We start from the raw sequence: 24762 nt of genomic DNA, 5'->3' as shown, positions 1-24762 counted from the left end.
TTTAGTTATTTGGCAAACTAAAGCAAGATTTGTTCCAGATTATATCAAATGTAGTATGTTAGTGAACTCTTTCCAAACTTTTTAGTTTTTTTAATATTATAAGCTCCAATACTGCTCGGCAATTTTTTAGAGCTCATATGCTCTACTACAATCAGCAAAGCTTGTTCTTTTGGAATCATAGATATTAGACTTAGTGTTTTCTCGTAGATTTTACTCATACCATCTCTTATGTCAAAAGGTGGATCAAAATAAAAATATGCACTACTTTTAAAGTCCTTTAAAAATTTAGGAAATTCGACAAAACTATCACCATATAAACATGAAGTATCATTTGGAGCAATTAATTTACAATTTTGTTTCAAAGTTTCATAGGCTTGCTTGTCTTTTTCGAAAAAATAAGCCCTCTTAGCACCTCGACTAAGAGCCTCTAATCCCATTGAGCCACTTCCACCAAATACTTCAACAAAATTTTGATTTACTATATCAAATTGTAAAGTATTAAAAAGCGATTCTTTCATGATAGATTTTGTACTTCTAGTTGTACTTTTAGATGGTAGTTTTATGGTCTTATTTTTATATTTTCCAGCAAGAATTTTTACACTTAATTCATTCATAATATTCTTTTATAGTTTTAATTAAATCTTTTCTAAAATTATCTGTTAAATTTTCTATTTTTTCTTCTAACTCTTTTATATCTATTTTTTGTATTTTTCTAACTTCTTTATCTTCTACATGTAAACTTTCAAAAAATTTATCCAAAGCTAAAAGAAGTGCACTTTTAGAAAATGGGATATTTAAATTTCCACCATCACTAGCAATATAAAAAAGTGGTTTATCTATCTCAATTTCCCTATCACTTATAACAAAATCACACTGCTTATATGGATATATATAATTTTTTAAAAAAATTTCAAGTGATTTTTCAAGTAATATTGATTGACATGCTAAAGCAATTTTCAAAGCTATTCCTAAATAATGATTTATGAAATATTATAATAATTCAAATAATAACTATATAAAACTAAAAAAAAATTTCAGATAGTCGATGTACCTTTCAGAATAGCATAAAATTGTCAAGGAGGACAAAATGGACATTTTTAGTGTAACAGGAAAGCAAGCTGAAACTGCTGCAACTGCACCTAAGGTTGACACTTCTGTAAAAGTTAGAGAGGTTGAAACTTCTCATAAAACTACAAAGTCTGCTAAAGAAAATGAACAACAAAATAAAGCAGAAATAGTAGAAAAATTAAACGATACAGTTAAAAAACTCAATAGGGATATGGAAGCATTAGATACAAACATCAAATTTGGTTTTAATGATAAAATCAGCATGATGTATGTAAATGTTATGGAAAGAAGTACCGGAAAAATGATAAGAAAAATTCCAACAGAAGAAGCTATGGCACTTTCTGAAAAAATGAGAGAGATAATAGGAACTATCTTTGATAAAAAAGGATAAATAATGGCTGGGTCATTAAGTAATATTGGGCTTGGTAGTAATGGAGCTCTTAGTTATGATGTTATAGATAAACTAAAAAAAGTAGACACTTCAAACCAAGTAACTCCAATAGATAATAAAATATCAGAAAATAGTACAAAAATAAAAGATTTATCTGTTATCTCAACACTAACAGCATCACTTAAAGGAGCTACAAGTTCTCTTGCTGAAGAAACTACTTATCTTCAAAGAAAAAGTAGTGTAACTGGGGATGGAGTAAGTGTTAATGTAAGTGCTGGAACTGCTATTCAGGATTTTTCTATTGATGTTACAAATTTAGCAAAAAGAGATATATATCAAAGTGCATCTTTTTCAGACATGACAAGTACTTTTACAAATGCAGCAACAGATACAATAAATATAAATATCGATGGAAAAGACTATAAGATAGACATCACTTCTTCTACAACACTTAGTGAATTAAAAGATAAGATAAATGACGCAACTGATGGAAAAGTTCAAGCTTCAATATTAAATGTTGGTGGAACAACACCTTACAAATTAGTAGTAAAATCAACAAATACCGGATCAAGCCAAGCAATAACAATGACTTCAACCAATAGTTCTATAACTGATTTGGGATTAACAAATATTCAAAATGCAAAAGATGCTAATTTTACTTTCAATGGTGTTAGCATAACTCGTGATTCTAATACATTTGATGATTTAATCGTTGGAGTAGAAATCACTCTTAAACAAGAAGCTACAACAAATACTGTAAATATTACACAAGATACTGAAAATATAATAAATAACTTAAATGATTTTGTATCAAAATACAATGAATTAATAAGCAATTTAAATGAAGCAACAAAATATGATACAAAAACTAAAACAGCTGGTACATTTCAAGGTGTGTCTCAAATAACATCTATGAAATCAAATATAAACAGGATATTACTATCAGTCGATAGCCAAGGAAGAACACTTGAAGAGTTTGGATTAAGTTTAAATGAAAGCGGTATACTAGAGTTTAATCAAACAACATTTGATAAAAAGATGGCCAGTGATGCTGATGGAGTAAAAGATTTCTTTTCTGGAAGTACAACATATAATACAACTATAAAAGCTGGTAGTACAATAAGTGCTGGAGCAATTGATTTAACTGCAGGAGATTTTAGTATTAATGGAGTTGATATTATAGTTAGCCTTAATGGCGCTACATCAAATGATAATGCTTTAGCATTAAAAACGGCAATAAATACTGCTGGCATAACTGGGATTGAAGCAGTTTTAAATAGCTCAAGTGATGGAGTTATATTGAAAAGTACATCTGGTAAAGACATTAAAATAACAGGTGATAGCACAAAATTATCTTCCATAGGTTTACAAGAAAGTACAACAAGAGGCACTAGTACGACAACTGAAGGTATTTTTTCATCATTTAATTCAATGTTAAGAGATTTAGTCATTGGTGATAATTCTATTTTAACAATTTACGAACAAAGCTTAACCAATGAGTCAAAATCACTGAGTGAAGAGCGTCAAAAAACTGTTGATGCATTAGATACTAAGTATCAAATAATGGCTGAAAATTTTATGGCTTATGATGCAATCATAAGTAAGTTAAATTCACAGTTTCAATCACTATCAATGATGATACAGAAATCATACAATAGTAGCAACTAACAAAAGGAAAAACAAATGAGAACAAATTTAGCATATTCAGCATATTCACAAAACAATGTATCTATAGAATCATCTGAGAAATTAATAAAAATGCTATATGAGGGAATTTTAAGATTTGCAGCACAAGCAAAAAGAGCGATAGAGTTAAATGATATAGAAAAAAAGGTTTACTGGATAAATAGGACAACAGCAATATTTTCTGAGTTACTAAACTCACTAAATTATGATGGAGGAGATATTGCTCACTACTTAAGTGGTTTATATACACATCAAATTAAACTATTAACTGAAGCCAATATGAAAAATGATACAAGTAAAATTGATGAAGTTTTAAATGTAACAAGAGTCTTGCTTCAAACTTGGAACGAGGAAACTGCTAATGACTTGGCTGAATAAACTTAAAATTGCAGTAATAGAAGAAGACATTGAAACCATAGGAGAGTTGATGAAAACACCTCCTAGTTTTTCCGATGATATTACCAGTGCAAAAGAAGCTTTAGCACTGGTAAATGAAGCTATAAATTTAGTAGAAGCTTCTAAAGCTAAAGTTTTAGAAGATATGAATAAAATCCGTAAAACTAAAGCTTTTTTAAACTCTCACTAACTTCCAAAGCAAGCTTTCAAATGCTCTTTACTACTTGGTTTGCTCATTAATGATACAATGACAAGTACTATTGTTGAAAGAGGAAGTGCGATAATTAGCGCATCTACAAATATGATTTTTCCACTTAAAAGTGAGTTTGTACCAAAAATTGCTTTACAAATTCCTAATGACTTTGCCTCTTTAAAATGAACAAATAAAAGCCAAAAAGAAGATACAAGTAAACCAGTTAACATAGAAGATATTGCACCAACTCTAGTTACTCTTTTCCAAAATAATCCACCTATAAATGATGGCAAGAAAATTGAAGCACAAAGAGCAAAAAATATAGCTGTACTTCTAGCAATAATTGCAGGTTGTTTATCAAAAAAGTAAGCTAGGCTAACTGAAAACATAATCATAATTACAATACCAAATCTTGTAACTAAAGTAGAATTTATATCTTTTTTACTACTAATTTGTTCAAAAAAATCTCTTCCAACTGCTGTTCCCATAGTATGAAACTGACTAGAGAGTGTACTCATAGCAGCTGAAATAAGAGCAAATAAAAATATAAAAGCAAACCATTTTGGCATTGCTGTGTTTATAAAATGAGGTATAATTTTTCCTATACTTCCAGCAGCTTGAAGCGCATTTTTACCTCCATAATATTCAAAATACCAAGCATTACTAAGTGCTCCTACAATGAAAATAACACCTATCATGCTAAGTATAAAAACTCCACCAATTAAAACTGCTCTATTTAATTCTCTTTTTGATTTAACTGTCATAAATCTGACAATCAACTGAGGTTGAGCCAATACCCCGATACCAACTCCTAAAGTAATGCTAGTAATTACAAACAACCAGCCATTAGATAAAAATTCTGGCATTTTATTCCATCCTTCAAATCCCCAAAGAGTTGAAAGTTTCATCATAAAATCAGGACTTCCTGGTTTTAGCTCTTTTAACCCAACATTGCTTAAGTGATCAACCACAGTTACATTCCAAACATGATCAAGCTTACTAAAAGCTTCTGATACGCCACCAAGTGAACTAAAAGTTACTACGATAAGAATAATCATGGTTATAAACATTACACTTCCTTGTAAAGCATCTGTAAACATAACTCCTTTTAGTCCACCAGCTATTACATATGCAGTTATTATGATAGAAAAAACAAGAAGAGCCATATGATAGTCTACATGAAAGTAAAGCGATAAAAACTGAGTTCCACCAATTAAAACTGCAGTTGCATACAAAGGCATGAACAATAGTATAATAATTGCACCAAATATTTGTATAAATTTTGATTCATATCTTTTGCCTAAAAATTCAGGAAATGTATGAGCATTTAATCTATATCCCATTTTTCTAGTTGGATTTCCTAAAAATACAAAAGCTACGAAGATTCCAACAAATATATTAAAAAAAGCTAACCATAAAAGTGAGTTACCAAGCCAGGCAGCAACTCCACCAAAACCTACAATTGCTGCAGTTGAGATAAATGTTGCACCATAAGATAAAGCCATAATAAATGGGTGAGTATCCCTACCTGCTATAAGATAATCTTCTGTACTTTTTGTTTGTTTATAGCCTAAAAATCCCAGATATCCAACTAAAGCTAAATATGCAATTATTATAATATTTTCTAAAATACCCATTTACAATTCCTCTTCTATCTTATCTTCTTCTTGTGCCCAGTGCTCAACCGTCTTATCAAGTTCACTTACCGCGCCCTTATTCCAATTTACTGCCCCGTAATACACACACAAAAGTGTACTAAATATAGTTAGCCAAAAAGCTAAACTAACACCAAAATCAAATGGCCCCATAACCGCTCTCCTTTATTAAATTTCTTATACTTATAATAATTTTTTACTTTAATTTTGCTTTTTAAGAAAAAATATCTACATGTAAATAAAAAAATAGTTCAAATTTTCACAATAAATTAAGATAAAAATTATCTTAATTAAAAATATCAATTTGTTACACAAATAAAATTTTAATATATTAAAGTGACCTAAATAAGGGAATTATAAACAAAATTAATATACGCTCAAAGATATTCTAATATAAAAGTGGGGTAATATGAAAAATATATTAATGGGAAATGATGCTATTGCATTAGCTTTAATTCATTCCGGAGTTGACATGATTTCTGGATATCCTGGGACTCCTTCTAGTGAGATAATTGTAAATTTTCAAAAGTACAAAGAGAAATTTGATTTAAATGCATATTCTGAGTGGGCAACTAATGAAAAGGTTGGTTTTGAAGTTGCATATGCCGGAGCAATAGCAGGAAAAACAACTTGTGCTACTATGAAACAAGTAGGACTTAATGTTGCTAGTGACGCGCTTATGAGTGCTTCATACATTGGTTTAAAAGGTGCTATGCTATTAATAAGTGCTGATGATCCTGGTTTTCATTCATCTCAAACAGAGCAAGACAGCCGTAGTTTTGCAAAATTTGCAAAAATCCCTGTACTTGATCCTGCTACTCCACAAGAAGCATACGATATGGTTAAACTTGGGTTAGAGATTTCTCATAGATTTGAAACTGTAACTATGCTAAGACCTGTCATGAGAGTTTGCCATGCTAGAGAGATTTGTGAAGTAGATGATGAGTTAAATTTTTCTCCAAGAAAAGGCGAGTTTGTAAGAGATATAAAAAGATGGGCTGCTGTTCCACCTGCTGGAAGATTCAAACAAGGCTTAGAACAATTTGAAAGAATAGAAGAAATCAAAAAATTTAATTGGGAAGAGTTAATTTTACCAAAAGTCAAAGAGTTAAAGGGTGAGAAAGTTTTATGCCTTACTAGTGGAACTGGAGATGGTTATGTAAAAGAAGCTTTAGAAGAGATGCAACTTAAAGCAGATGTATTAAAATTTGATATGCCTTATCCTCTTCCAAAAGAACAAATAGAAAAACTTTTTGAAAACTATGAGCATGTAATCGTTTTTGAAGAACCATATCCTTGTATAGAAGAGCAACTAAGCTCTCCAAAACTCCATGGTAAACTAACAAATGATGTTCATAAAATTGATGAATTTAGTAAAGACAAAGTATTGGCTGCCTTTAGTAATGTTGGACTGATTGAGAAAAAATCATTTTATAAGAGCGAAAAATACGCGGATGAACTTCCTGTTCGCCCTCCTAATCTTTGTCCTGGATGTCCTCACAGAGATGTTTACTACTCAGTTATGAAAGTATTTAAAAAGAAAAAAGCAATTTATCCATCAGATATTGGATGTTATACTTTAGGACTTAATCAAGGAGCAATTGATACAGTACTTTGTATGGGTGGTGCAGTTTCTATGGCTAGTGGATTTAGTATAGCAGATCCTGATAAAACTGTTGTAGCAACACTAGGTGATAGTACTTTTATGCACTCTGGAGTTAGTCCACTTATCAATGCGGTATATCAAAATCATAAATTTATCCTACTTATTATGGATAATTCAACAACAGCTATGACAGGTCGCCAAAAAACACCTGAGCGTGCTAATCCAAATAAAATAGATATTAAAAAGATAGTTGAAGGATGTGGCATAGAGTGTCATGAGTATGAGTATACTCCTGATGTAGAAAAAACAATAGAGTTTATGAAATCCCTTAAAGCAAAATACGCTGAAGCTAATGGACCAGTTGTTGCAGTTATAAGAGAATTTTGTGTGCTTGATAAAGAAAGAGCGCCAGAGAAACTTCCTCAAGTTTTTGCAGAAGTTGACCAAGACAAATGTGTAGCATGTGACATTTGTACAACTCAATATAAATGTCCTCCTATGCATTATAATGATGACCATAAAATTGAAATAGATCCATTTTTATGTATTGGTTGTGCAGCGTGTATTGATGATATTTGTCCAACTGATGCCTTTCAAAAAGTAGGAGAGTCAAAATGAAATATCAAGTTGTAATTGCAGGAATTGGCGGACAAGGTGCAGTGTTTTTAGTAAAAGTTTTAAGTATAGCAGCTAGTTTGAATGAACAAAAATGTTTAGGCACTGAAAACCACGGTATGAGCCAAAGAGGTGGAAGTGTTTCATGCTATGTAAAAGTGGGGGATTTTTACTCTCCAGCAATAGATGAAGGACAAGCTGACCTTTTAATCGCACTTGAAGGCAATGAAGGACTTAGAAACCTACAATATCTTAAAAAAGATGGTGGAACTATCATAGTAAATGCTGATGAAAAATTTCCTAAAATTGATTATGAAACCATAAAAATAGATGCTTTTAAAAAAGCAAGAGATAAAGAATTTCCTATTCAAGCACTAAATGTTTACATGCTAGGAGTTACTTTTGCGTGTGATCCTCACTTTCCATTTACACTAAAAGATATAGAAGATGCTATTAAACAAATGAATGCAAAAATGGCTGATAAAAACATAGAAGTACTACACAAAGCAATAGAAGATTCAAGGGGACTTAAAAAATGATATGGTCAAAAGAAGAAACACTTCCAAGAGAAAAGTTAGAAGAGCTACAAACCAAGAGGTTAAAAGAAACAATTAGTAGAGTTTATAAAAATGTTCCTTTTTATAAACAAAAATTTGATGAACTAGGAATTCTACCAGAAGATATTAAATCAATTCATGATATTAACAAACTTCCTTTTACTAAAAAACAAGATTTAAGAGACAATTATCCTTTTGGACTTTTTGCAGTAAATCAAGATGCAGTTGTTAGGATCCACAGCTCAAGCGGAACTACTGGAAAACCAACAGTTGTAGGTTATACTAAAAATGACATGGATGTTTGGAATGAAGTAATGGCAAGAGTTTTTACCATGTGTGGAGTAAACTCTGAAGATACCGTTCATAATGCTTATGGATATGGGCTTTTTACAGGAGGACTAGGTGTTCACAATGGTGCTGAAACTGTTGGAGCTACAATTGTACCTAGTAGTGGAGGGTTTACTTCAAGACAACTACTTTTGATGAAAGATTTTGGGGCAACTGTCTTGACATCTACTCCATCTTTTGCTCTTCATATGGCTGAAACTGCAAAAGAAGAAGGATATGATTTAAAAAAAGATTTTAAATTAAAATGTGGAATTTTTGGAGCCGAGCCAACTAGTAAAGGTCTTAAAGAAGAAGTTTCAAAAGTTTGGGGAATTGATTATTTTGAGATATATGGGCTCTCTGAGATAATAGGCCCTGGCGTTTCTAATAGCTGTAAAGAGAGCAAAGATTTACATATCTTTGAAGATCATTTTTATCCTGAGATAATTGATCCTAAAACTGGAGAAGTTTTACCTTATGGTCAAAAAGGTGAGCTAGTAATCACATCTTTAACAAAACAAGCGCTTCCAATCATAAGATACAGAACTGGAGATATAACAAGCCTAGATCAAACTCCTTGTAAATGTGGAAGAACACATGTAAGGATGAAAAGTGTCATGGGAAGAGCTGATGATATGCTAATCGTAAATGGTGTTAATGTATTCCCATCTCAAGTTGAGCATGTTCTCTCCAAAGTATCTGGAATCACTTTAAATTATCAAATTATTGCAGATAAAAAAGGTTATCTTGATAGCTTAGAAATCATGGTGGAAGTAAATGATGAAATGCCACTTGATAGCATTGGAGAACTTGAAAAACTTCAAAAAACTATTCAAAGTGAACTTTTAAATAACCTATACATAAATGCAAAGATAAAACTAGTTGAGCCTAGAAGTATTGAGCGAAGTATGGGAAAAGCAGTTAGAGTTATAGATAAAAGAAAATAATTAGGAGAATTACATGTATACAATCAAACAGCTATCAGTTTTTATAGAAAATAAAGCAGGAGAATTAAGCGACTTTACAGATGTACTAAGCAAAAATTCAATCTCAATTAAATCAATCTTACTAGCTGATTCTATTGATTTTGGATTAGTTAGAGTCATAGTTGATAATCCAGAAAAAGCAAAAGCAGTTTTAGAAGATGCTGGTTTTAGCGTAAGATTTACTGATGTATTTGGAGTTAAAATTGATGATGTTGTTGGAAGTTTTGACAGAGTTGTAAAAGCACTTAGCCAAGCTAAAATAAACATACAATACACTTATAGTTTTTATGAATCAAACACTGGAATTTTTATCTTTAGTGTAGAAAAAGGGAAATTCAAAGATGCAATTGAGGCAATGCTTCAATCAAATATTGAAGTAATTAGTGCTAGTCATTTTTACAAGTAGGCAAAGATGACTTTTAGTAAAAATGAAAGTTTAAGCAAGGACGAACTAGAGGCTTGGCAATTATCTCATCTAAAAGAAACACTAATTCGTGTTTTTCATCTTGTGCCTTTTTATAAACAAAAATTTGAAGAATTAGGCATAAGGCCAGAAGATATAAAAACCCTAAAAGATATATCAAAGCTTCCATTTACAAAAAAACAAGATTTAAGAGACAATTACCCTTTTGGTCTATTTTCAGTTGAGATGGATCAAATAGTAAGAGTTCATAGCTCAAGTGGGACTACTGGAAAACCAACAGTTGTTGGCTACACTGAGCATGATATGGATGTTTGGGCTGAAGTGATGGGAAGAGTTTTAACAGCTGGTGGTCTTACATGTAAAGATATACTTCACAATGCAACAGGGTATGGTCTTTTTACTGGAGGACTTGGATTTCACAGTGCTGCAGAGAGGATGAAAATAGCTGTGATTCCTAGTTCTACTGGTTTTACTTCACGCCAATTATTACTTTTAAAAGACTTTAAAGCAACTGCGATCACAGGGACTCCCTCTTTCGCTCTTCATTTAGCTGAAAAAGCACAAGAAGAAGGATATGACATAAAAAAAGATTTTTGTTTGAAAGTCGGTTTTTTTGGAGCTGAACCAGCTAGTGAAGGACTTAAAAATGAAATTTCTAATGTTTGGGGAATTGATTTTCATGAAGTTTATGGTTTATCTGAAATCATAGGTCCTGGTGTTGCTTCTAGTTGTAAACATTCAAGCTTATTACATGTAAATGAAGATCATTTTTATCCTGAGATAATTGATCCTAAAACTGGTGAAGTTTTAGAAGATGGGCAAAGAGGAGAATTAGTCATAACAACTCTAACAAAACAAGCCCTTCCAATCATAAGATATAGAACTGGAGATATTACTTCTATAACAAGAGTACCGTGTAAATGTGGAAGAACACTTTGTAGGATTGAAAGTATAGTTGGAAGAAGCGACGATATGCTTGTTATAAATGGAGTAAATGTATTTCCTTCTCAAATTGAACATGTACTGTCAAAAATAGAAGATATAACAATCAACTACCAAATTATAGCAGATAAAAAAGGCTATCTAGATAAACTAGAAATTGATATAGAATTAAGTGAAAATTTTATGAGCGATGATGTAGGAGATTTAACAAGATTAAAAAACAAAATCCAGCATGAACTTTTAAATGCTTTATATATAAATGTTGATGTCAGGCTAGTAGCACCAAAATCTATCGTTAGAAGTGAGGGAAAAGCCATAAGGGTAATTGATAAGAGAAAATAGTATAATTGCATAAAAAAAGGATATTTATGCAATACAGATACATAGGAAAAAGTGGACTTAGAGTAACACCAATTTGTTTAGGAACTATGACCTTTGGTTCTCAAGCAGATAAAAAAGAAGCTTTTAAAATCATGGATAAAGCTTATGAAAGAGGAATCAACTTCTTTGATACCGCTGAGCTTTATCCTGTGCCTCCTTCTAGTGATTATGCTGGATTAACAGAAGAAATAGTAGGTGAGTGGTTACAAAGCAAGCCTAGAGATTCTATCATAATCGCAAGTAAAGTAGCTGGCGCTGCTAATGGTTGGTTTGTACCTCCAATCCGCCATGGATTAACTGCAATTGACAGATTTCATATCACAAAGGCTCTAGATAACTCTCTTAAAAGATTAAAAACTGATTATCTTGATTTATACCAAGTACATTGGCCAGATATGACTGTGCCTATTGAAGAGAGTTTATATGTACTTGATGAGTTTGTAAAAGCAGGTAAGATAAGATATATTGGAACATCAAATGATAGTGCATATGGCTTAACAAAAGCAAATGAGGTTGCAAAATTTAAAGGATTTGCAAGGTTTGAATCAATTCAAAATAATTTTTCTATGCTAAATAGAAGATTTTTAGATGAATTAGCAACAGTTTGCCAAAAAGAGCAAATTTCATTACTTCCTTACTCTCCACTTGCAGGAGGAGTTTTAACAGGTAAATATAATCAAAAAGTTTATCCTCAAAATGCAAGGTTTACAAGATACCTCAATCATCCAAACCCAAGAATGCAAGCACAAGCTAGTAGGTTTTTAAATGAAAAAACTCTGACTTCAACAGAAAAATATCTTCAAATTGCAAAAGAGTATGGCATAAACCTAACAACACTAGCGACAGCTTGGAGTATGAATTTTGATTTTATAGCTTCAACTATCATTGGAGTTACAAATGCAAATCAATTAGATGTTATATTAGATGCATTTGATTATAAGATAAGTGATGAATTGATGAGAAAATTAGATATGGTTCATCAAGAGATACTTTACCCTATGGGTTAATATGAGCGTAAATTCTAAATGCCCTTGTGGAAGTGGGCTAAAATACAAAAAATGCTGCCAAGCATATCATAAGGGAAAAGTGCCAGAAAATGCACTTGCCCTTATGAAAAGTAGATATAGCGCTTATGCTATGGGCGAAGTAAGATACATCATAAAAACAGCCCTTAGAGATGATGATATAAATTCTATAAAAGAATTTTGCAAAAACTCAAGTTTTAAGAAGTTAGAAATAATCGATTTTATTGATGGTGAAAATGAAGCGTATGTCACATTTAGAGCTACTATTTTTCAAGGAAGCAATGATATTTCATTTACTGAAAAAAGTAAATTTATAAAAATTGATGAAAAACGGATGTATGAAAGTGGAGAGTTAAGTAGCTAAGCTAAAATTTTCCAGTTTTGCAAATCAAATAAATCAGGAGTTGCACTAACTTTAGAAAATCCAGAATTGGTTAGATAAACTAATCTTCCTTGAGATAAGCAAACAACAAACCTTTCATCAAATATAGCATAATTTTTTCCTCTAAGATAAGAAAAAAGTTCATCAAAACTACTTGGGTACTGATATTTTTCATCCATATCATATGAAATTACATCTTTTAAAACTTCTAAAAAATTTTCACTCTTAGCTACCCAAGAAGGAAGAGACCAACTTTGCTCGGCATAACTAAAATCACCAAAAATATCCGAAGTTTTTAAAATAGTTCTATTTTTTTGTATCATACACTCTCTTTTTGCTATAATCAACAAAATTATACCAAAAAGAGTGATAAAATGAATAAATGGGATAGAAAAGCAAAAAATTATAATAGATATAATGAAAAAGAAGATAGCTTTGAACAAAGAATTTTTCAAACTCTAGAAGATATACATGTAGAATTTGAAGATAAAACAATGTTAGATATTGGTGCAGGAACCGGTGTATATACACTTCATCTTGCAAAAAAATGTTTACATGTAGACGCCATTGACTCTTCAAAAAAAATGCTAGAATTCCTAAAAAAAGATGCAAAAACCTTAAATTTAGCAAATATTTCTACATACGTTACTTCATGGCAAAATTTTGATATAAAAGGTAAATATGATATCGCACTTAGCACAATGTCACCTGCTGTTAGGAATGAAAGTGATATAGAAAAGATGAATAACAGTGCTGATTTAAAAATTTATCTAGGCTGGGCAGGTAAGCGAGATACTCTCATAATAGATCAACTCTTTTTGCATCATGGGGAAAAATATATTGCACCAAATGGTGCTGCTAGAGTTGTAGATTGGTTAAACAAACATAAAAAATTTCATGAGCTTTTTCCTTTTGAAGAAGAAAAAATAAGAGTAAGAACACTAGAAGAATCTATTGAGAATTTCACATGGCATCTTGATGTTAGAGGTGTAAAACCTGATTTAAGAATAATAAAAAATGTTTTAAATGAGTTTGTTGATAGTGATGGTAATGTAACAGAACGAACTATCAATCATATGTATCTAATCATTTGGGAATAATCAAAAGGTACAGCTATAAGCTGGGTCATGTCTAGGGTGATTATTTATCTACTTGCTATCTTACGATAACACTCTAGCGAATGGTACAAATATGAGGCAAACCAATCCATTCTTGCTGCAGGTTGGGTTTACATAGCAGTTTTGATTACTCAAAACTCTGGTGGGCTCTTACTCCACCGTTTCACCTTTACCACTAATGTGGAAGTCTACTCTCTGTTGCACTTTCCCTTGGGTTACCCCAGCCGTCCGTTAGACGGAACCATGCCTCATTGCAGCCCAGACTTTCCTCTTGAAATTACTCTCAAGCAATCACCTACTGTACCTTTTGATTTCGAATTATAACATACTTTTTAAATTATGAGTGAGTTCTTCTAGTACAACAGTTGCGTATGAACCTTTTGGTAGAGAAAAATGCATTTCAAACCAATTTTCTTCTTCTATATATTTATACTCAACATCACTCAAAAATGCCCATGCAAATCTTCTAGCACCATCCATTTGTTTTAAAAATGGCTCAGCTTCAACAAATACTTCATCTTCTATCTCTTTTGCTTTATCTTCACTTCTCATACTTCTGTGACCTGCAAGCCAACCTGTGATTGTAATCTCTTCTTTATCAAATCTAGCTAATTCACTACCTAAATCTTCACATACAAAGGGTTTACCATGAGGATAGTGATGAAGCACATCACCTTTAAACATTTTAAAAAATCTTTTTTGGGATTTTAAATCTTTGACTAAATCTATATCATATCCTAGAGCTTTAGATGAGTCTTTTACATCAAAACCATCTAAAATTTTGCAAATTTCAAGTCTTTTTGAAAGCCATTCATTAAAAAGATAACTTTGATATGCGCTTATAAAAAAGAGCTTCATTTTTCTTTTTCTCTCTTTTCTTTTTCCCTCAAGAATCTCTTTTCCTAGTATATAGTTATCTCCATCTCTTCCAAATCTTTGATATCCAAAAAAATTAGGAAATCCCTCTTGTTTTAAAGTTTTAAGAGCATTTGATAGTTTTTGTCCATCTACTTTGTTTACACGCTTTAGCCTAATAAAAAAACGATTTCCTTTAAGATGCCCTACTCTAATTTTATTGCTGTGATAAGTTTTAGAAATTATCTTGATTTTATCATGTTTAAAATTTTCTAATTTTTCTTCAAAATTTTTATGAAGCGATATATACTGGGTTGTCATTCCATCTTTATCTTTTAAGCCAGCATACCCAAAATCACGAGTTTTTGCCCCACAAACTTCACTTAGAGCTTGAATCATCTGCCATGTTGTCATATCTTTTTTTCTTACATGTAAAATCAAATGCTCACCTTCTCCACTAAACTCATAAAGTGGCAATTCATTTACAACAAAATCATTTGAATTTTTTGTAAATAAAACATCAATTGGCGAATGATTTAAAAAAAACTGTCTATTCACTAATGCTCCTATATTTTGATTAACGCAATTGTAACATAAAACACAACTATGTGATATAATAAAACAAGGATAAAATACTTGATGAAAAAAAATAACAAATCATTTTTATTTTGGCTTTTTTTATTGGTATTGTTTTTCTTTTTACTAGGATTGTACGGTTTTTATGAAAAAAATCGAAGAATACAACTTTATAAAGATTTTAGAGTAAATAAACAAATTTTATGTGAAAATACAATAATCCAAAAAAGTAGAGGCTGGAAAATAAAAAATAACAGATTCTTTTCAAATGGAAAAATTATTAAAACCATTGTTTATTGCAAAAGTTTAAACAAATAAAATATCTTTACATGTAAAGATTTGATTCTAAAAAATTTCTAATTGCACTTTTAAATTCCATTGGATTTTCAATCATGCTCATATGTCCACTATTTGGGATTTTCACATAAGTAGACTTTTTTGTTTTACTTGCTAATTCTTTCATATTTTTAATTATTTTATCATCTTCAGCATCAATAAATAAAACTGGAATATCTGTATTTTCTAAGCCTTTTGTAGTATCAGTTCTACTTACCATAGCTATTAATGCAGATTTTATTCCATCTGAATTAAATTTTAAAATATTATTTTTAATTTTTTCTATTGTAGTTGATTGATTTTTTATAAAATCTTCACTAAAAGCTACAGATAAAAAGTTATCTAAAAAAAAGCTAAGACCTTTTTTATCTATCGTAGAAATTGCAGCAGCTCTTTTTAATTTTCCTTCATTATCATCACTATTTGTGGTAGTATTAGCTAAAATCAAAGCTCTATAATTAGCTCTTTCGTTAGCTCTAAGAGCAATATAACCTCCCATAGAAAAACCACATAAAATAGGTTCATTGAGATTAAGTTCAGATATAATCATTTCTAAATCTTCAACATAACTTTCCATTGTAAACTGTAATGAACCAAATTGAGAATTACCAAGCCCTCTTACATCATAAGTAATACAATAATACTCATTTTTAAACTCAAAAACCATATCATCTCAAAGAGTTTTATCAAAAGGAAAGCCATGTATAAAAACTATTGCCTGCTTATTGCCTGCTTTTTTGCATCTCCAAAAGTCTCAACATTTAAACCATCTATTTTTATTTTCATAATTTTGCCTATTAAACTAATTTTGGGTAATTATACAATTTATTAGCATAAAATATAGAAGTATTAAAAATATTGGGGGGGGTGGATGGGGTAGAGGGATTCGAACCCCCGAATGACTGGACCAAAACCAGTTGCCTTACCGCTTGGCTATACCCCAACAGTTGGAAGTTGTTATCTTAAAAATGGTTGCGGGAGACGGATTTGAACCATCGACCTTCGGGTTATGAGTTTTAAAACACTTAATGTTTTTTATTGTCGTTTTTATATATTTACTTACATTAATTGTTTTTTTGGTTTTTTATCCCGCTTTTCTAATTATTGAAAAATGATATTTTCAAATTTTATTTTTAATTATTTTTGCTATTTTGTATATTGTTATTAAAATTATTGTATTTATTGTAAATATTCCTATTAAAATTAATAAATCTATTAAATTAACATGATTATTTGCAAAATATCCTATTGCACCTGGTGACATAAAACCGTACATTTTTTTCCTTTTTAATATTTTAAAATTTGTTTTGATATTCTTATTTTATGTTGGCCATTTCCAATTATTTTGTGTTCAATTTTATATTTGTTGCAATTCATATTTTTTTTATATTTTTTGTAACTTAGATTAGCATAATAAAAATCATAATTATCTCTCTTTGCGTCATTTAAATTTTGATAAAATTTTGATATTGCGGTTATATTGCTATATGCTCCTATTTTCATATTTGATATTGTTACATCTTTATAAAATAATCCAATATATGCAAAAAGATTAATTACTATTGGTTTTGATGTCATGTTTTGTACTTTTATCTCTCTTGATAATCCACCTTTGTAAAAGTAAGCACATACTTTTTGATTTTCTGGACAATTACCAGTTGCAAATAATGAGTTTATTAATATTAAAATAAAAATTATTTTTTTTATCATTTTTACCTCTATTTTTTATCAATTTCTTTTCTTAACACTCTTGCTTTTATTTCTGATATATACATCTCTTGTTCTTTTTCATCTAATTTATAAAAATATTCATTTATAGAATTATTTTCTATGTTTATACCTTTTTCAAATTTTAGTCCTTTTTCTATTAATTTTATTAATTCTGGTTTAGTTTTTTCCCAATTATATAAGGTAGCTAGTGATACATTTATTCTATTTGCTAAATTTTTCTTATTCATTTTTCTACCTTTTTTATAATTATTAGAATTTTTTTAATTATTGTTCAATTTTTAATAATTTTTTAATAATTAAAATGTTATTCTAAATTTTAGAAACATTCTATTTATTAGAATTTTTCTTTTTTATATTATACCATTTTTAATAAATTTTTTAATTTGTTAAAAACCCATATATAGCTTGTCCTAAACAAGACTTAAAACTGTTTCGGGGTAAGTTTGAATAACTCCATTCTTACTCCGCGTTTTCGTGAGTTAAATTTAAAAATAAGGAGTGCTTAATGTCTGTTATAACTAAACACATTGAGAATTACGAGAATTTGGTTTTCTCTTTTGAGAATATGCACAAAAGAACTTCAATTATAGGTGTTTTACCTGTTCAAGCCAATACTAACTTTTCTAAAGATGAGAATGGTATTGAGTCTTATTGGTTTCAGTTGGTTTGTAATTATAAATCAACTTATTCTAGGACTGATGAACATGGAGAACAGCATGATGATAATGCTAGTTTGAAAACTTTAATTATAAAGTTTTCTATGGATCATTTAAAAAAATACAATGTTAAATCTTCTGATTTGAAAAAGTTTTTTGATGATAATTATGTAGGTAAAAAATTCTTATTTTTACCAGTTAGCGAAGAAAAACAATCTTGGACTAACACAAAACCTAGAACTCCAATTAAAAATCAATCTGAATGCGTTGTATCGTCTGATTTTGATTTAAATGAGTTTATGAAAATTGATAAAAAAGTGGGGACTAATAAGTCTTAAAAGCGTTGCCCCTTATCTTATATAGGGGGCTTTATGGGGCAACAAACCCACTAAACTATTCATAAAAGCTTTTTTTTAAAGTTTTTACGAGTAGTTAATACTCTACTAATTTTTTACGGAGGTACTTTGAGATGAAAAAAATTATTTCAGCTCTTGGCGTTTTAACTTTAGGTGCGATTTCTTCTTTCGCTAGTGCAGCTAATGTAACTGTTCCTACTCCAGATTACACTGATTTTTATAGTATTGTTGGTGTCGCTCTTGGTGTTACATTAATTGTTTCTCTTGCTAGAAAAGGTAAGTCTTTCCTTAAGTAAGACAATTTAGGAGTAGTTTTTTCTACTCCTTTTAAAATATATTTAAAAGGTTTATACATGAAAAAAATTATCATTCTTCTTTTTTTATCTCTAAATCTTTTAAAAGCTGATTATCTTTTACTTAATTTAGAGAGATGTGCTAAAGATTATTATTATTCCTATGATTCTTCTGTTTCAAAATATAAGTTATATTATTTAAATTCTTACACTAATAGATGGAATTCTACTACTTCAAATGTTGGTGCGATTGTTCCTGGTTATATTTCTCTAACTGATGAAAATGGTAATTATTCTTGTGTTCCTAATCCTACATCTAATGAATTAGGTTTAAATTATAGTGATTATATGTTTTTACTTTCTCTTTGTGGTTTGTTACTTGGTTTTTCTTGGTTATTTGGTTTTACTTATATTATGTCACGGGGTAAATAATGAATATTTTAACTGAACCAGCTTTTTATTATTTTTTTTCTATTTGTTTAGTTTCTTCTTTGATTATAGGTCTTGCACTTGCAGGAATTTCAATTTTAAAGGATTAGTTGTGCTTAAATATATAGCTGTCCTTACAATGCTTATTGATCACATTAATTTATATGTTTTTGATAGACAATATGAAATTTTAACTTTAATTGGTAGAATTGCTTTTCCTTTATTTATATATTTATCTGTTAAATCTTATATGTTTTATACTCGTTCAAAAGAAAATTATATTTTTAGGGTATTATTTTTTGCTTGTTTGACTTTTTGTTTATATCCTTTTTATAAAGATTTTCTTCCTTTAAATATTTTATTTTCTATTTTTTTAGGTTTGGTTACTATTTATATTTTAGAGAATGAAAAATATTTTTATATAACTATTCCATTTATTTTTTCTTTATATTGTGAATATTCTTTTTTTGGTGTTTTATCTTTTGTTGCAATGTATTATTTTTTATTAGAGAAAAATTTAAAAACTTTTATTTTTTTATTTTTAGCATTTTTTCTTTTAAATTCTCCTAGCGAATCAATTATGCTTTTATTTTCTTTATCTTTTATTTTGTTTGATTTATATTTAAAAATAGATTTTAAAACTAATTTAAATAAATATTTTTTTTATTGGTTTTATCCTTTTCATTTAGTTTTTTTAGGTTTGTTAAAATGATATATACAAATTTAAGTGATGAACAAATAAAAAAAGCTATTCAAACAAAAATAAAAATTAAACAAAATAAAAAATCAATTTATAATTATGATTTTTTTTCTGATATGGATAGAAAATCTTATCTAATTTCTATATTTATAGATGAAGATGTATGTATAGTTAAAAATACTTTTTTAATTATAAAAGTATATTTACAAAGGAGTTAATATTATGATTAGAATATTAATGTTTTTAGTTTCTCTTTTTTCTTTTGCTTTTTCTTATGAAAGTTATACTGGGACTTGTCCTACTGTTGTTTCTGTGAATGGAAAATATTATACTGCTAGTGGTACTTCTCCTAGACGTACTAATTCTTGTGTTTATACTAGTTCACATACTTTAGAAGATTTGCCCGATAAATATTCTGCTGATAATTTATATTTATCTTCTGATAAGATAATAGGTTATCCTAATAAATCTGATATATATGTTTTTACTTACGATGATTCTTCTGGCTATGATGCTAGATATTGTAATGTTGCTTGTATTTATTATTCTATTTCTGAAACTACTCCTCCTGTTACTTGTACTGATAGACAAAAACTCGATCCTGATACTAATACTTGTATTGATGTGTGTCCTCCAATGATGACAAGAAAAACAGTTGAGGGAGTTTTTTTTGATACTGATTCTTGCTTTCCTGATACAAATGTTTCAAAAGAACAATGTTTGCAAAATTCAGACTATATTTGGGCTGAATTAGGTGAAGACTTAGAATCTCAGTCTTCTGTTTTAGCTCTAACTTATGGTAAAGGTTGTTATAATAAACAATATATGCAAGATAAAGCTTATCATGAAAATTTATCTTTTTTAGTTGGCGGATTACTTCCTGATTTGCCTACTTCATATCTTGCTAGATTTGGAGAAACTATTTTTTCTAGTGGTAAAAGTTTATTTAATTATATATCTGATTTTTTTAAATCAAAACCTGATGATGAAATTGCGGGATTGATAACTTATGAGCCTGAAATTATTGATGTAGAAATTGTTAATGGTTTTACTCAACCTGTAATTAATTATACTCCAAAACCAATTACTTTTAATGGTGATACTCCTGTTTCTAATCTTCCTAAGCCTAGTCCAGGTGTTCCACCGGTTGATAATTTATATTTACCTGATGATATGACAACTTTTGAAAGTAATTCTGTTATTTCAAAATCTGTTTTAGATGATTATTTTATTCCCCCAAAACCTAATGGTGCAATAAATTCTGTTGTAGAATCTACTATTACTGTTAAATCTAATCTAAGTGGTACTCAAACTGTAGATGTTCCTTTGACTTCTGTTAAAACAAATGAGATTAATCTAGCTGATAGGGTTGAAACTGAATATAGGTCTGTTATTAATACTTCTGATGATAGTCAAGTGATTATAAGTACTAAAGAACAAGCTTTAACTGATGGCTCTAAGATTTATGATGTTGAAATTACTACTCCAATTAAAACAACTGAGGGTGTAAAAAATTATCAAAAAAGTTATGTTGTTACAAAAGATCCAACTGGTGCTGTTACTAATACTACTTATAAAACTAATTCTTCTTTAACTTCTACTTCTTCAAGTGGTGGAACTGTTACATCAACAAATACTGTTACTAATCCTACTCCAATAAATGAATCTGCTAGTGCTGTTGATTTAAGTCCAGTTAATTCAAGGCTTGATGAACTTACTAATACATTAAAAGATTTAAAAGATTATAAACCTCAAAATTATACTACTGCTGAATCAAAGTTATCTGATTTCACTTTAGCGATTACTAATTATTCTAATGTTTTAGATAATGCAAATAATTTTTTAAATGGTTTGCAAGATAATATTAATACTTTAATTAATGATTTTAATGATGCAAAATCTATTTTTGAAAATAAACCTACAATGACTGTTGCAACTGGTTCTTGTCCTTTTCAAGCACAATGGATACAAGGTCAAACAATTAGTGTTAATCCTTGTGAGTTTATAAGTCCGTATAAGCCTATTTTGTCACTATTTTTTACTTTGTTTTTTACTATTGGTGTTTTAGGTTTTGCTTTAAAATATTTGTTTAATGTATCTTTAGGGGGTAATAAATGACTTGGTTTATAGGTTTTATTACATCAACGATTGTAAGTTTTATATCTTGGTTGGTTAAAAAATTTGGTATTAAGACTGTAATTACTACTTTTTATATAACTATTGCAGGAATTATAATTGCATTTATTCTTACTGCTGTAACTTATTTAATGTCTTTTTTGTTTAGTTTGTGGGATATGGTCAAAGATGTTTCTCAATTTTATTCAACTGTTCCTAATGTTGGTGGATCATCTTTTGGAGTTGATAATCAATCTTTAATAACTTCTTTTTTCGGTTTGCTAAATGAGAGTGGTTTAGCTACTGCTCTTGAAACTTCTGGAAATCTTTTAATTGGTTTATTGAGTGTTTATTTTGTTATTCAAGCATATAAAATTTATTCTTATGCAATTAAAAACATTCATACTGTTATATCAGATCTTATTAAAATGATGAGTGCTTAATATGTTTTTAATTGTTTTATCTTTAAATTATGCAACTTGTACCAAGTTTATTAGTTACTATAATAATATTTTATTTTGCATAATTTTCCCAACTGATAAGGCGGGAGTTTTTAAAAATGATTGATTTAGTTACTGGCGTTCCTGGAAGTGGAAAAACATATAAAGCTGTATATCTTATAAAAAACCTATGCGAAAAAAACCCAAAAAAATATAAACATATATTTACAAATATAAATGGATTAAATTATGATAAATGTAATGAAATAGCAAAAGAGCCTGATTATGTCAAAGCTTTTGAATTTAGAGATTTAAAACAAGATATAATATTAGAATATAGTTATCATGAACAATATAAATTAGGTGAGATTCAAATAGATGATTATGATGATTTTATAAAAAGTGAGGGTGTATTTAAAAAGTATATAAATTCATTAATTGTAATTGATGAGTGTCATTTATTTTTTGAAACAAAAGCAGAAGATACACTTATAAGATTTCTTTCTTATCATAGGCATTTTGATATTGATCTTCTTTTACTTACTCAAAATAAAAATTTAGTTGATAAAAAATACTTATCTTTTATTGAAACTATGTATTCTGCCCTTCCTAGCTCTAAAAGATTATTTTCTTTTTCATTTTTCGGTTTGAATATTGTTAAATTTAGATATAGAAAATATGCTAGTTATCAAGAATATCACTCAAATATTGTAGGAACTGAATCATTACCTTTTGTAAAAGAAGTTTATGAGTTATATAATAGTGGTGGAACTGAAATAAAAAAATCTGCTTCTTTAAAATTTTTAATGCCAGTTATCATTGTTTCACTTATAACATTTGTTGCTTATAAGTATGTATCAGCTCGTTTTAGTCCACCAAAAAAACCTACTAATCAAATATCAAGAGATTTAAATTCTACTAATTCAACTAATAAAACTATTAATACTCGTAGAATTGTTAATGATGATGTATCTGATTTTACAAAAGATTTTTTTGTAGCTGATTGTTTTACCCAGCAATGCAAATTTTTAAAATATGATGTAACTTTTTCAAGAGATACAATGTTGGTTTTTATAAATAAGTTTAAATGCAAAATTTTAGTTAATGAAATAATTTCAAATAACTATTCAGAGTATATTTTAGAGTGTGATAAAAAATTCAATGACTTGTTAAGTCTATTTGATAATAAAAAAAATGGAGTTAAAGATGAAAAAGCTGTTAATCGTCCTGTTATTAATCCTTTCAATAGCAGTGATAACAACTAATGCAAAAGATTTTAAAAGTATATCCTTTTCGAATTTTGTTCAGTTGGTATCAAACACAACCAAAAAAAACATTGTTATATCTGATAATATTAACAAAGATTTTCAAATATACTTGCCTGATTATAATTTTCAAGATTCTAAACAATCAATAAATCTTTTAAAAAATATTTTAGAATTAAACTCTTTAGATTATAAAAATGTTGGTAATGTCATTTTAATTTTCAGTAAAAAAGAAGTTGTTGAAGATGTTCCTAAACCTGATGAGCCTAAAAATTTATATTATATTGCTTTGGATAACTTGGTTTATGAAGATGTTTCATCTCTTATAAGCTTGTATGAAATTCAGCCTAAATACATTAAAACTACTAATTCAATCGTTTATCGTGCAACTGAAAAACAAAATGAAAAAATACAAAATGCACTTAAAAAGATTGATTATAAATTAGAACAGATACAATTTAAAATTACTGTACTTGAAACTAAATTAGGAGATTTAAAAGAACGAGGTACTGAATTATCTGCTTATATGCAAAGTAATAATTATGTAAGTCAAGATTCTACACAAACATTACCGTATAATTATTTTTTAAATTTAATAACCATGCCCTACTCTGCTACTACTAATGTTTTAAGTAATTCTAAAAAAGGTTTTTACACTGTTTTACATTATTTAAATTCTCATAATTTTACTACCATTAAAAATTCTCCAATTCTTACTGCTAAATCTAATAAAAAAGTTTCCTTTTCTAGTGTTAGAAATATACCTTATTTAGTAGAACAAAAAGAAATTGTTGATAACAAATCAAGTGTTTCAAGCTCTTATGAATATAGAGATGTTGGTTTAAAAATAGATATTCAACCGGTAGTTTTAAAAGATTATATTTCATTCTCATTAAATTTATCTATTGAAGATATTATTAGTACTAATTCATTAACTCCTGAAACTACAAAAAGAAAATTAGTAGGTAATTATTCTTTAAAAAAAGGCGAGTTATTAGTTTTAAGTGGTATTAATCGAGAAACTGAATTTACCAGTATATATGGTGTTCCAATCTTAAAAGATGTTTATATTTTAGGTAATTTATTTAAATATAAATCTAATTCAAAAGAGAACTCTGTTCTTACTATTACTATCGAGGTTATGTAATGTTAAATTTTATTTTTTTATTAATTTACTCGGAACTCTCCCCTGCAAAGCTATATGGGGGGAGGGGGCGGTAGTGCGGTGTTGCTCGGGTTCCCTGAATTTGCGAGGAAC

The 24762-nt window shown here is 29.0% G+C and carries 31 protein-coding genes, 1 tRNA gene and 1 other RNA gene; 22 read left to right on the top strand and 11 right to left on the bottom strand.

The features are described from left to right. Nucleotides 1-44: 44 nt before the first annotated feature. Both rsmD and ACKGJI_RS04730 read right to left on the bottom strand, forming a co-directional pair. On the bottom strand, nt 45-614 hold the full coding sequence (gene rsmD / locus ACKGJI_RS04735; RefSeq protein ID WP_458701422.1) for a 16S rRNA (guanine(966)-N(2))-methyltransferase RsmD: 570 nt from the start codon (nt 612-614) through the stop codon (nt 45-47). Next, a complete protein-coding gene (locus ACKGJI_RS04730) occupies nt 607-960 on the bottom strand; it encodes a hypothetical protein (RefSeq protein WP_458701421.1) in 354 nt (117 codons plus the stop codon). Before ACKGJI_RS04730 ends, rsmD begins: the two co-directional genes overlap by 8 nt. A gap of 127 nt (nt 961-1087) precedes the next feature. On the opposite strand from ACKGJI_RS04730, the gene ACKGJI_RS04725 reads away from it, so the two are divergent. From ACKGJI_RS04725 to ACKGJI_RS04710, 4 genes are read left to right on the top strand one after another with little or no spacing between them, the layout of a single operon-like run. Further along, entirely contained in the window at nt 1088-1459 is a 372-nt protein-coding gene (locus tag ACKGJI_RS04725) for a FlaG family protein (protein ID WP_458701420.1), read from the top strand. A gap of 3 nt (nt 1460-1462) precedes the next feature. Further along, on the top strand, nt 1463-3127 hold the full coding sequence (gene fliD / locus ACKGJI_RS04720) for a flagellar filament capping protein FliD (protein ID WP_458701419.1): 1665 nt from the start codon (nt 1463-1465) through the stop codon (nt 3125-3127). Nucleotides 3128-3142: 15 nt separating this feature from the next. After that, a complete protein-coding gene (gene fliS, locus ACKGJI_RS04715; RefSeq protein WP_458701418.1) occupies nt 3143-3523 on the top strand; it encodes a flagellar export chaperone FliS in 381 nt (126 codons plus the stop codon). Then, complete coding sequence (locus ACKGJI_RS04710) at nt 3507-3731, top strand: hypothetical protein (protein ID WP_458701417.1); 225 nt, start codon at nt 3507-3509, stop codon at nt 3729-3731. The genes fliS and ACKGJI_RS04710 overlap by 17 nt, the downstream gene beginning before the upstream one ends. Here ACKGJI_RS04710 and ACKGJI_RS04705 read toward each other — a convergent pair. Together ACKGJI_RS04705 and ACKGJI_RS04700 are read right to left on the bottom strand one after the other, a co-directional pair. Beyond that, complete coding sequence (locus ACKGJI_RS04705) at nt 3728-5371, bottom strand: sodium:solute symporter family protein (protein WP_458701415.1); 1644 nt, start codon at nt 5369-5371, stop codon at nt 3728-3730. The two genes, ACKGJI_RS04710 and ACKGJI_RS04705, sit on opposite strands and share 4 nt — an antisense overlap. Next, nucleotides 5372-5542: a symporter small accessory protein gene (locus tag ACKGJI_RS04700; protein ID WP_458701414.1), complete on the bottom strand. Its 171-nt coding sequence runs from the start codon at nt 5540-5542 to the stop codon at nt 5372-5374. A gap of 256 nt (nt 5543-5798) precedes the next feature. Here ACKGJI_RS04700 and ACKGJI_RS04695 point away from each other — a divergent pair, with 256 nt between their 5' ends. Genes ACKGJI_RS04695 through ACKGJI_RS04665 form a run of 7 tightly spaced genes read left to right on the top strand, consistent with a single transcriptional unit; the run spans nt 5799 to nt 12616 of the window. Next, entirely contained in the window at nt 5799-7613 is a 1815-nt protein-coding gene (locus tag ACKGJI_RS04695) for a thiamine pyrophosphate-dependent enzyme (RefSeq protein ID WP_458701413.1), read from the top strand. Then, nucleotides 7610-8149 (top strand): 2-oxoacid:acceptor oxidoreductase family protein, encoded by a 540-nt coding sequence (locus ACKGJI_RS04690; protein WP_458701412.1) that lies wholly within the window; start codon nt 7610-7612, stop codon nt 8147-8149. The genes ACKGJI_RS04695 and ACKGJI_RS04690 overlap by 4 nt, the downstream gene beginning before the upstream one ends. Beyond that, nucleotides 8146-9441: a phenylacetate--CoA ligase family protein gene (locus ACKGJI_RS04685; RefSeq protein ID WP_458701411.1), complete on the top strand. Its 1296-nt coding sequence runs from the start codon at nt 8146-8148 to the stop codon at nt 9439-9441. Before ACKGJI_RS04690 ends, ACKGJI_RS04685 begins: the two co-directional genes overlap by 4 nt. A gap of 13 nt (nt 9442-9454) precedes the next feature. Beyond that, entirely contained in the window at nt 9455-9886 is a 432-nt protein-coding gene (locus ACKGJI_RS04680) for an ACT domain-containing protein (RefSeq protein WP_458701410.1), read from the top strand. A gap of 6 nt (nt 9887-9892) precedes the next feature. Continuing rightward, nucleotides 9893-11188, top strand: a complete 1296-nt coding sequence (locus tag ACKGJI_RS04675; RefSeq protein WP_458701409.1) for a phenylacetate--CoA ligase family protein — start codon at nt 9893-9895, stop codon at nt 11186-11188. Nucleotides 11189-11214: 26 nt separating this feature from the next. Further along, nucleotides 11215-12234 (top strand): aldo/keto reductase, encoded by a 1020-nt coding sequence (locus ACKGJI_RS04670; protein WP_458701408.1) that lies wholly within the window; start codon nt 11215-11217, stop codon nt 12232-12234. Nucleotide 12235: 1 nt separating this feature from the next. Continuing rightward, nucleotides 12236-12616 carry a YchJ family protein gene (locus ACKGJI_RS04665; protein WP_458701407.1) on the top strand — a complete coding sequence of 127 codons (381 nt, stop codon included), beginning with the start codon at nt 12236-12238 and terminating at the stop codon, nt 12614-12616. Here ACKGJI_RS04665 and ACKGJI_RS04660 read toward each other — a convergent pair. After that, a complete protein-coding gene (locus ACKGJI_RS04660; protein WP_458701406.1) occupies nt 12613-12957 on the bottom strand; it encodes a hypothetical protein in 345 nt (114 codons plus the stop codon). The two genes, ACKGJI_RS04665 and ACKGJI_RS04660, sit on opposite strands and share 4 nt — an antisense overlap. Nucleotides 12958-13008: 51 nt before the next feature. On the opposite strand from ACKGJI_RS04660, the gene ACKGJI_RS04655 reads away from it, so the two are divergent. Further along, nucleotides 13009-13734 (top strand): class I SAM-dependent methyltransferase, encoded by a 726-nt coding sequence (locus tag ACKGJI_RS04655; RefSeq protein WP_458701405.1) that lies wholly within the window; start codon nt 13009-13011, stop codon nt 13732-13734. Here the strand turns inward: ACKGJI_RS04655 and rnpB are convergent. After that, an RNA gene (gene rnpB / locus ACKGJI_RS04650) (RNase P RNA component class A) lies at nt 13735-14059 on the bottom strand. It lies immediately after the preceding gene. A gap of 11 nt (nt 14060-14070) precedes the next feature. Next, a complete protein-coding gene (gene truD, locus ACKGJI_RS04645; RefSeq protein ID WP_458701404.1) occupies nt 14071-15165 on the bottom strand; it encodes a tRNA pseudouridine(13) synthase TruD in 1095 nt (364 codons plus the stop codon). 81 nt (nt 15166-15246) lie between these two features. Between truD and ACKGJI_RS04640 the strand changes: the two genes are divergently transcribed. Continuing rightward, complete coding sequence (locus tag ACKGJI_RS04640) at nt 15247-15501, top strand: hypothetical protein (RefSeq protein ID WP_458701403.1); 255 nt, start codon at nt 15247-15249, stop codon at nt 15499-15501. A gap of 7 nt (nt 15502-15508) precedes the next feature. On the opposite strand, the gene ACKGJI_RS04635 is transcribed toward ACKGJI_RS04640, so the two are convergent. The 4 genes from ACKGJI_RS04635 to ACKGJI_RS04620 all read right to left on the bottom strand — a co-directional run bounded on the left by ACKGJI_RS04635 (nt 15509) and on the right by ACKGJI_RS04620 (nt 17477). After that, nucleotides 15509-16186 carry an alpha/beta fold hydrolase gene (locus ACKGJI_RS04635; RefSeq protein WP_458701402.1) on the bottom strand — a complete coding sequence of 226 codons (678 nt, stop codon included), beginning with the start codon at nt 16184-16186 and terminating at the stop codon, nt 15509-15511. 201 nt (nt 16187-16387) lie between these two features. After that, nucleotides 16388-16462: transfer RNA gene (locus tag ACKGJI_RS04630), tRNA-Gln, on the bottom strand. Nucleotides 16463-16806: 344 nt separating this feature from the next. Then, nucleotides 16807-17229 (bottom strand): hypothetical protein, encoded by a 423-nt coding sequence (locus tag ACKGJI_RS04625; protein WP_458701400.1) that lies wholly within the window; start codon nt 17227-17229, stop codon nt 16807-16809. An 8-nt stretch (nt 17230-17237) separates the two neighbouring features. Continuing rightward, complete coding sequence (locus ACKGJI_RS04620) at nt 17238-17477, bottom strand: helix-turn-helix domain-containing protein (RefSeq protein WP_458701399.1); 240 nt, start codon at nt 17475-17477, stop codon at nt 17238-17240. Between the two features lie 278 nt (nt 17478-17755). On the opposite strand from ACKGJI_RS04620, the gene ACKGJI_RS04615 reads away from it, so the two are divergent. The 9 genes from ACKGJI_RS04615 (at nt 17756) to ACKGJI_RS04575 (ending at nt 24651) form a co-directional block, all read left to right on the top strand. After that, the gene (locus ACKGJI_RS04615) at nt 17756-18244 is read left to right on the top strand and encodes a hypothetical protein (RefSeq protein ID WP_458701398.1); all 489 of its coding nucleotides are present in this window, start codon (nt 17756-17758) and stop codon (nt 18242-18244) included. A 131-nt stretch (nt 18245-18375) separates the two neighbouring features. After that, nucleotides 18376-18558, top strand: coding sequence for a hypothetical protein (locus ACKGJI_RS04610; RefSeq protein WP_458701397.1), 183 nt, complete (start codon nt 18376-18378; stop codon nt 18556-18558). A 57-nt stretch (nt 18559-18615) separates the two neighbouring features. Then, complete coding sequence (locus ACKGJI_RS04605) at nt 18616-18987, top strand: hypothetical protein (protein ID WP_458701396.1); 372 nt, start codon at nt 18616-18618, stop codon at nt 18985-18987. Between the two features lie 109 nt (nt 18988-19096). After that, entirely contained in the window at nt 19097-19696 is a 600-nt protein-coding gene (locus ACKGJI_RS04600; protein ID WP_458701395.1) for a TraX family protein, read from the top strand. After that, the gene (locus ACKGJI_RS04595; protein ID WP_458701394.1) at nt 19693-19902 is read left to right on the top strand and encodes a hypothetical protein; all 210 of its coding nucleotides are present in this window, start codon (nt 19693-19695) and stop codon (nt 19900-19902) included. The genes ACKGJI_RS04600 and ACKGJI_RS04595 overlap by 4 nt, the downstream gene beginning before the upstream one ends. A 4-nt stretch (nt 19903-19906) precedes the next feature. Continuing rightward, nucleotides 19907-21802, top strand: coding sequence for a hypothetical protein (locus tag ACKGJI_RS04590; protein ID WP_458701393.1), 1896 nt, complete (start codon nt 19907-19909; stop codon nt 21800-21802). Beyond that, nucleotides 21799-22242: a hypothetical protein gene (locus tag ACKGJI_RS04585; protein ID WP_458701392.1), complete on the top strand. Its 444-nt coding sequence runs from the start codon at nt 21799-21801 to the stop codon at nt 22240-22242. The genes ACKGJI_RS04590 and ACKGJI_RS04585 overlap by 4 nt, the downstream gene beginning before the upstream one ends. A gap of 116 nt (nt 22243-22358) precedes the next feature. Beyond that, nucleotides 22359-23504 (top strand): zonular occludens toxin domain-containing protein, encoded by a 1146-nt coding sequence (locus ACKGJI_RS04580; protein WP_458701391.1) that lies wholly within the window; start codon nt 22359-22361, stop codon nt 23502-23504. Beyond that, nucleotides 23446-24651 (top strand): type II secretion system protein GspD, encoded by a 1206-nt coding sequence (locus ACKGJI_RS04575; RefSeq protein ID WP_458701390.1) that lies wholly within the window; start codon nt 23446-23448, stop codon nt 24649-24651. Before ACKGJI_RS04580 ends, ACKGJI_RS04575 begins: the two co-directional genes overlap by 59 nt. Nucleotides 24652-24762 lie beyond the last annotated feature (111 nt).

This window comes from Sulfurospirillum sp. 1307 (assembly GCF_054408545.1).
Note: the sequence above shows the minus strand (reverse complement) of the source record. Positions and strands in the feature narration are given on the sequence as shown.

Excerpts from the sequence above, each read along its gene's own strand:
- ACKGJI_RS04635 (WP_458701402.1), bottom strand. The coding sequence starts at position 16,186 with ATGGTTTTTGAGTTTAAAAATGAGTATTATTGTATTACTTATGATGTA.
- ACKGJI_RS04660 (WP_458701406.1), bottom strand. The coding sequence starts at position 12,957 with ATGATACAAAAAAATAGAACTATTTTAAAAACTTCGGATATTTTTGGT.
- ACKGJI_RS04710 (WP_458701417.1), top strand. The coding sequence starts at position 3,507 with ATGACTTGGCTGAATAAACTTAAAATTGCAGTAATAGAAGAAGACATT.
- ACKGJI_RS04620 (WP_458701399.1), bottom strand. The coding sequence starts at position 17,477 with ATGAATAAGAAAAATTTAGCAAATAGAATAAATGTATCACTAGCTACC.
- ACKGJI_RS04700 (WP_458701414.1), bottom strand. The coding sequence starts at position 5,542 with ATGGGGCCATTTGATTTTGGTGTTAGTTTAGCTTTTTGGCTAACTATA.
- ACKGJI_RS04675 (WP_458701409.1), top strand. The coding sequence starts at position 9,893 with ATGACTTTTAGTAAAAATGAAAGTTTAAGCAAGGACGAACTAGAGGCT.
- ACKGJI_RS04655 (WP_458701405.1), top strand. The coding sequence starts at position 13,009 with ATGAATAAATGGGATAGAAAAGCAAAAAATTATAATAGATATAATGAA.
- ACKGJI_RS04625 (WP_458701400.1), bottom strand. The coding sequence starts at position 17,229 with ATGATAAAAAAAATAATTTTTATTTTAATATTAATAAACTCATTATTT.
- ACKGJI_RS04580 (WP_458701391.1), top strand. The coding sequence starts at position 22,359 with ATGATTGATTTAGTTACTGGCGTTCCTGGAAGTGGAAAAACATATAAA.
- ACKGJI_RS04680 (WP_458701410.1), top strand. The coding sequence starts at position 9,455 with ATGTATACAATCAAACAGCTATCAGTTTTTATAGAAAATAAAGCAGGA.
- ACKGJI_RS04725 (WP_458701420.1), top strand. The coding sequence starts at position 1,088 with ATGGACATTTTTAGTGTAACAGGAAAGCAAGCTGAAACTGCTGCAACT.
- ACKGJI_RS04705 (WP_458701415.1), bottom strand. The coding sequence starts at position 5,371 with ATGGGTATTTTAGAAAATATTATAATAATTGCATATTTAGCTTTAGTT.
- ACKGJI_RS04615 (WP_458701398.1), top strand. The coding sequence starts at position 17,756 with ATGTCTGTTATAACTAAACACATTGAGAATTACGAGAATTTGGTTTTC.
- ACKGJI_RS04575 (WP_458701390.1), top strand. The coding sequence starts at position 23,446 with ATGAAAAAGCTGTTAATCGTCCTGTTATTAATCCTTTCAATAGCAGTG.
- ACKGJI_RS04595 (WP_458701394.1), top strand. The coding sequence starts at position 19,693 with ATGATATATACAAATTTAAGTGATGAACAAATAAAAAAAGCTATTCAA.
- rsmD (WP_458701422.1), bottom strand. The coding sequence starts at position 614 with ATGAATGAATTAAGTGTAAAAATTCTTGCTGGAAAATATAAAAATAAG.
- ACKGJI_RS04590 (WP_458701393.1), top strand. The coding sequence starts at position 19,907 with ATGATTAGAATATTAATGTTTTTAGTTTCTCTTTTTTCTTTTGCTTTT.
- ACKGJI_RS04605 (WP_458701396.1), top strand. The coding sequence starts at position 18,616 with ATGAAAAAAATTATCATTCTTCTTTTTTTATCTCTAAATCTTTTAAAA.
- ACKGJI_RS04585 (WP_458701392.1), top strand. The coding sequence starts at position 21,799 with ATGACTTGGTTTATAGGTTTTATTACATCAACGATTGTAAGTTTTATA.
- fliD (WP_458701419.1), top strand. The coding sequence starts at position 1,463 with ATGGCTGGGTCATTAAGTAATATTGGGCTTGGTAGTAATGGAGCTCTT.
- ACKGJI_RS04695 (WP_458701413.1), top strand. The coding sequence starts at position 5,799 with ATGAAAAATATATTAATGGGAAATGATGCTATTGCATTAGCTTTAATT.
- ACKGJI_RS04670 (WP_458701408.1), top strand. The coding sequence starts at position 11,215 with ATGCAATACAGATACATAGGAAAAAGTGGACTTAGAGTAACACCAATT.
- fliS (WP_458701418.1), top strand. The coding sequence starts at position 3,143 with ATGAGAACAAATTTAGCATATTCAGCATATTCACAAAACAATGTATCT.
- ACKGJI_RS04685 (WP_458701411.1), top strand. The coding sequence starts at position 8,146 with ATGATATGGTCAAAAGAAGAAACACTTCCAAGAGAAAAGTTAGAAGAG.
- ACKGJI_RS04690 (WP_458701412.1), top strand. The coding sequence starts at position 7,610 with ATGAAATATCAAGTTGTAATTGCAGGAATTGGCGGACAAGGTGCAGTG.
- ACKGJI_RS04640 (WP_458701403.1), top strand. The coding sequence starts at position 15,247 with ATGAAAAAAAATAACAAATCATTTTTATTTTGGCTTTTTTTATTGGTA.
- ACKGJI_RS04665 (WP_458701407.1), top strand. The coding sequence starts at position 12,236 with ATGAGCGTAAATTCTAAATGCCCTTGTGGAAGTGGGCTAAAATACAAA.
- ACKGJI_RS04610 (WP_458701397.1), top strand. The coding sequence starts at position 18,376 with ATGAAAAAAATTATTTCAGCTCTTGGCGTTTTAACTTTAGGTGCGATT.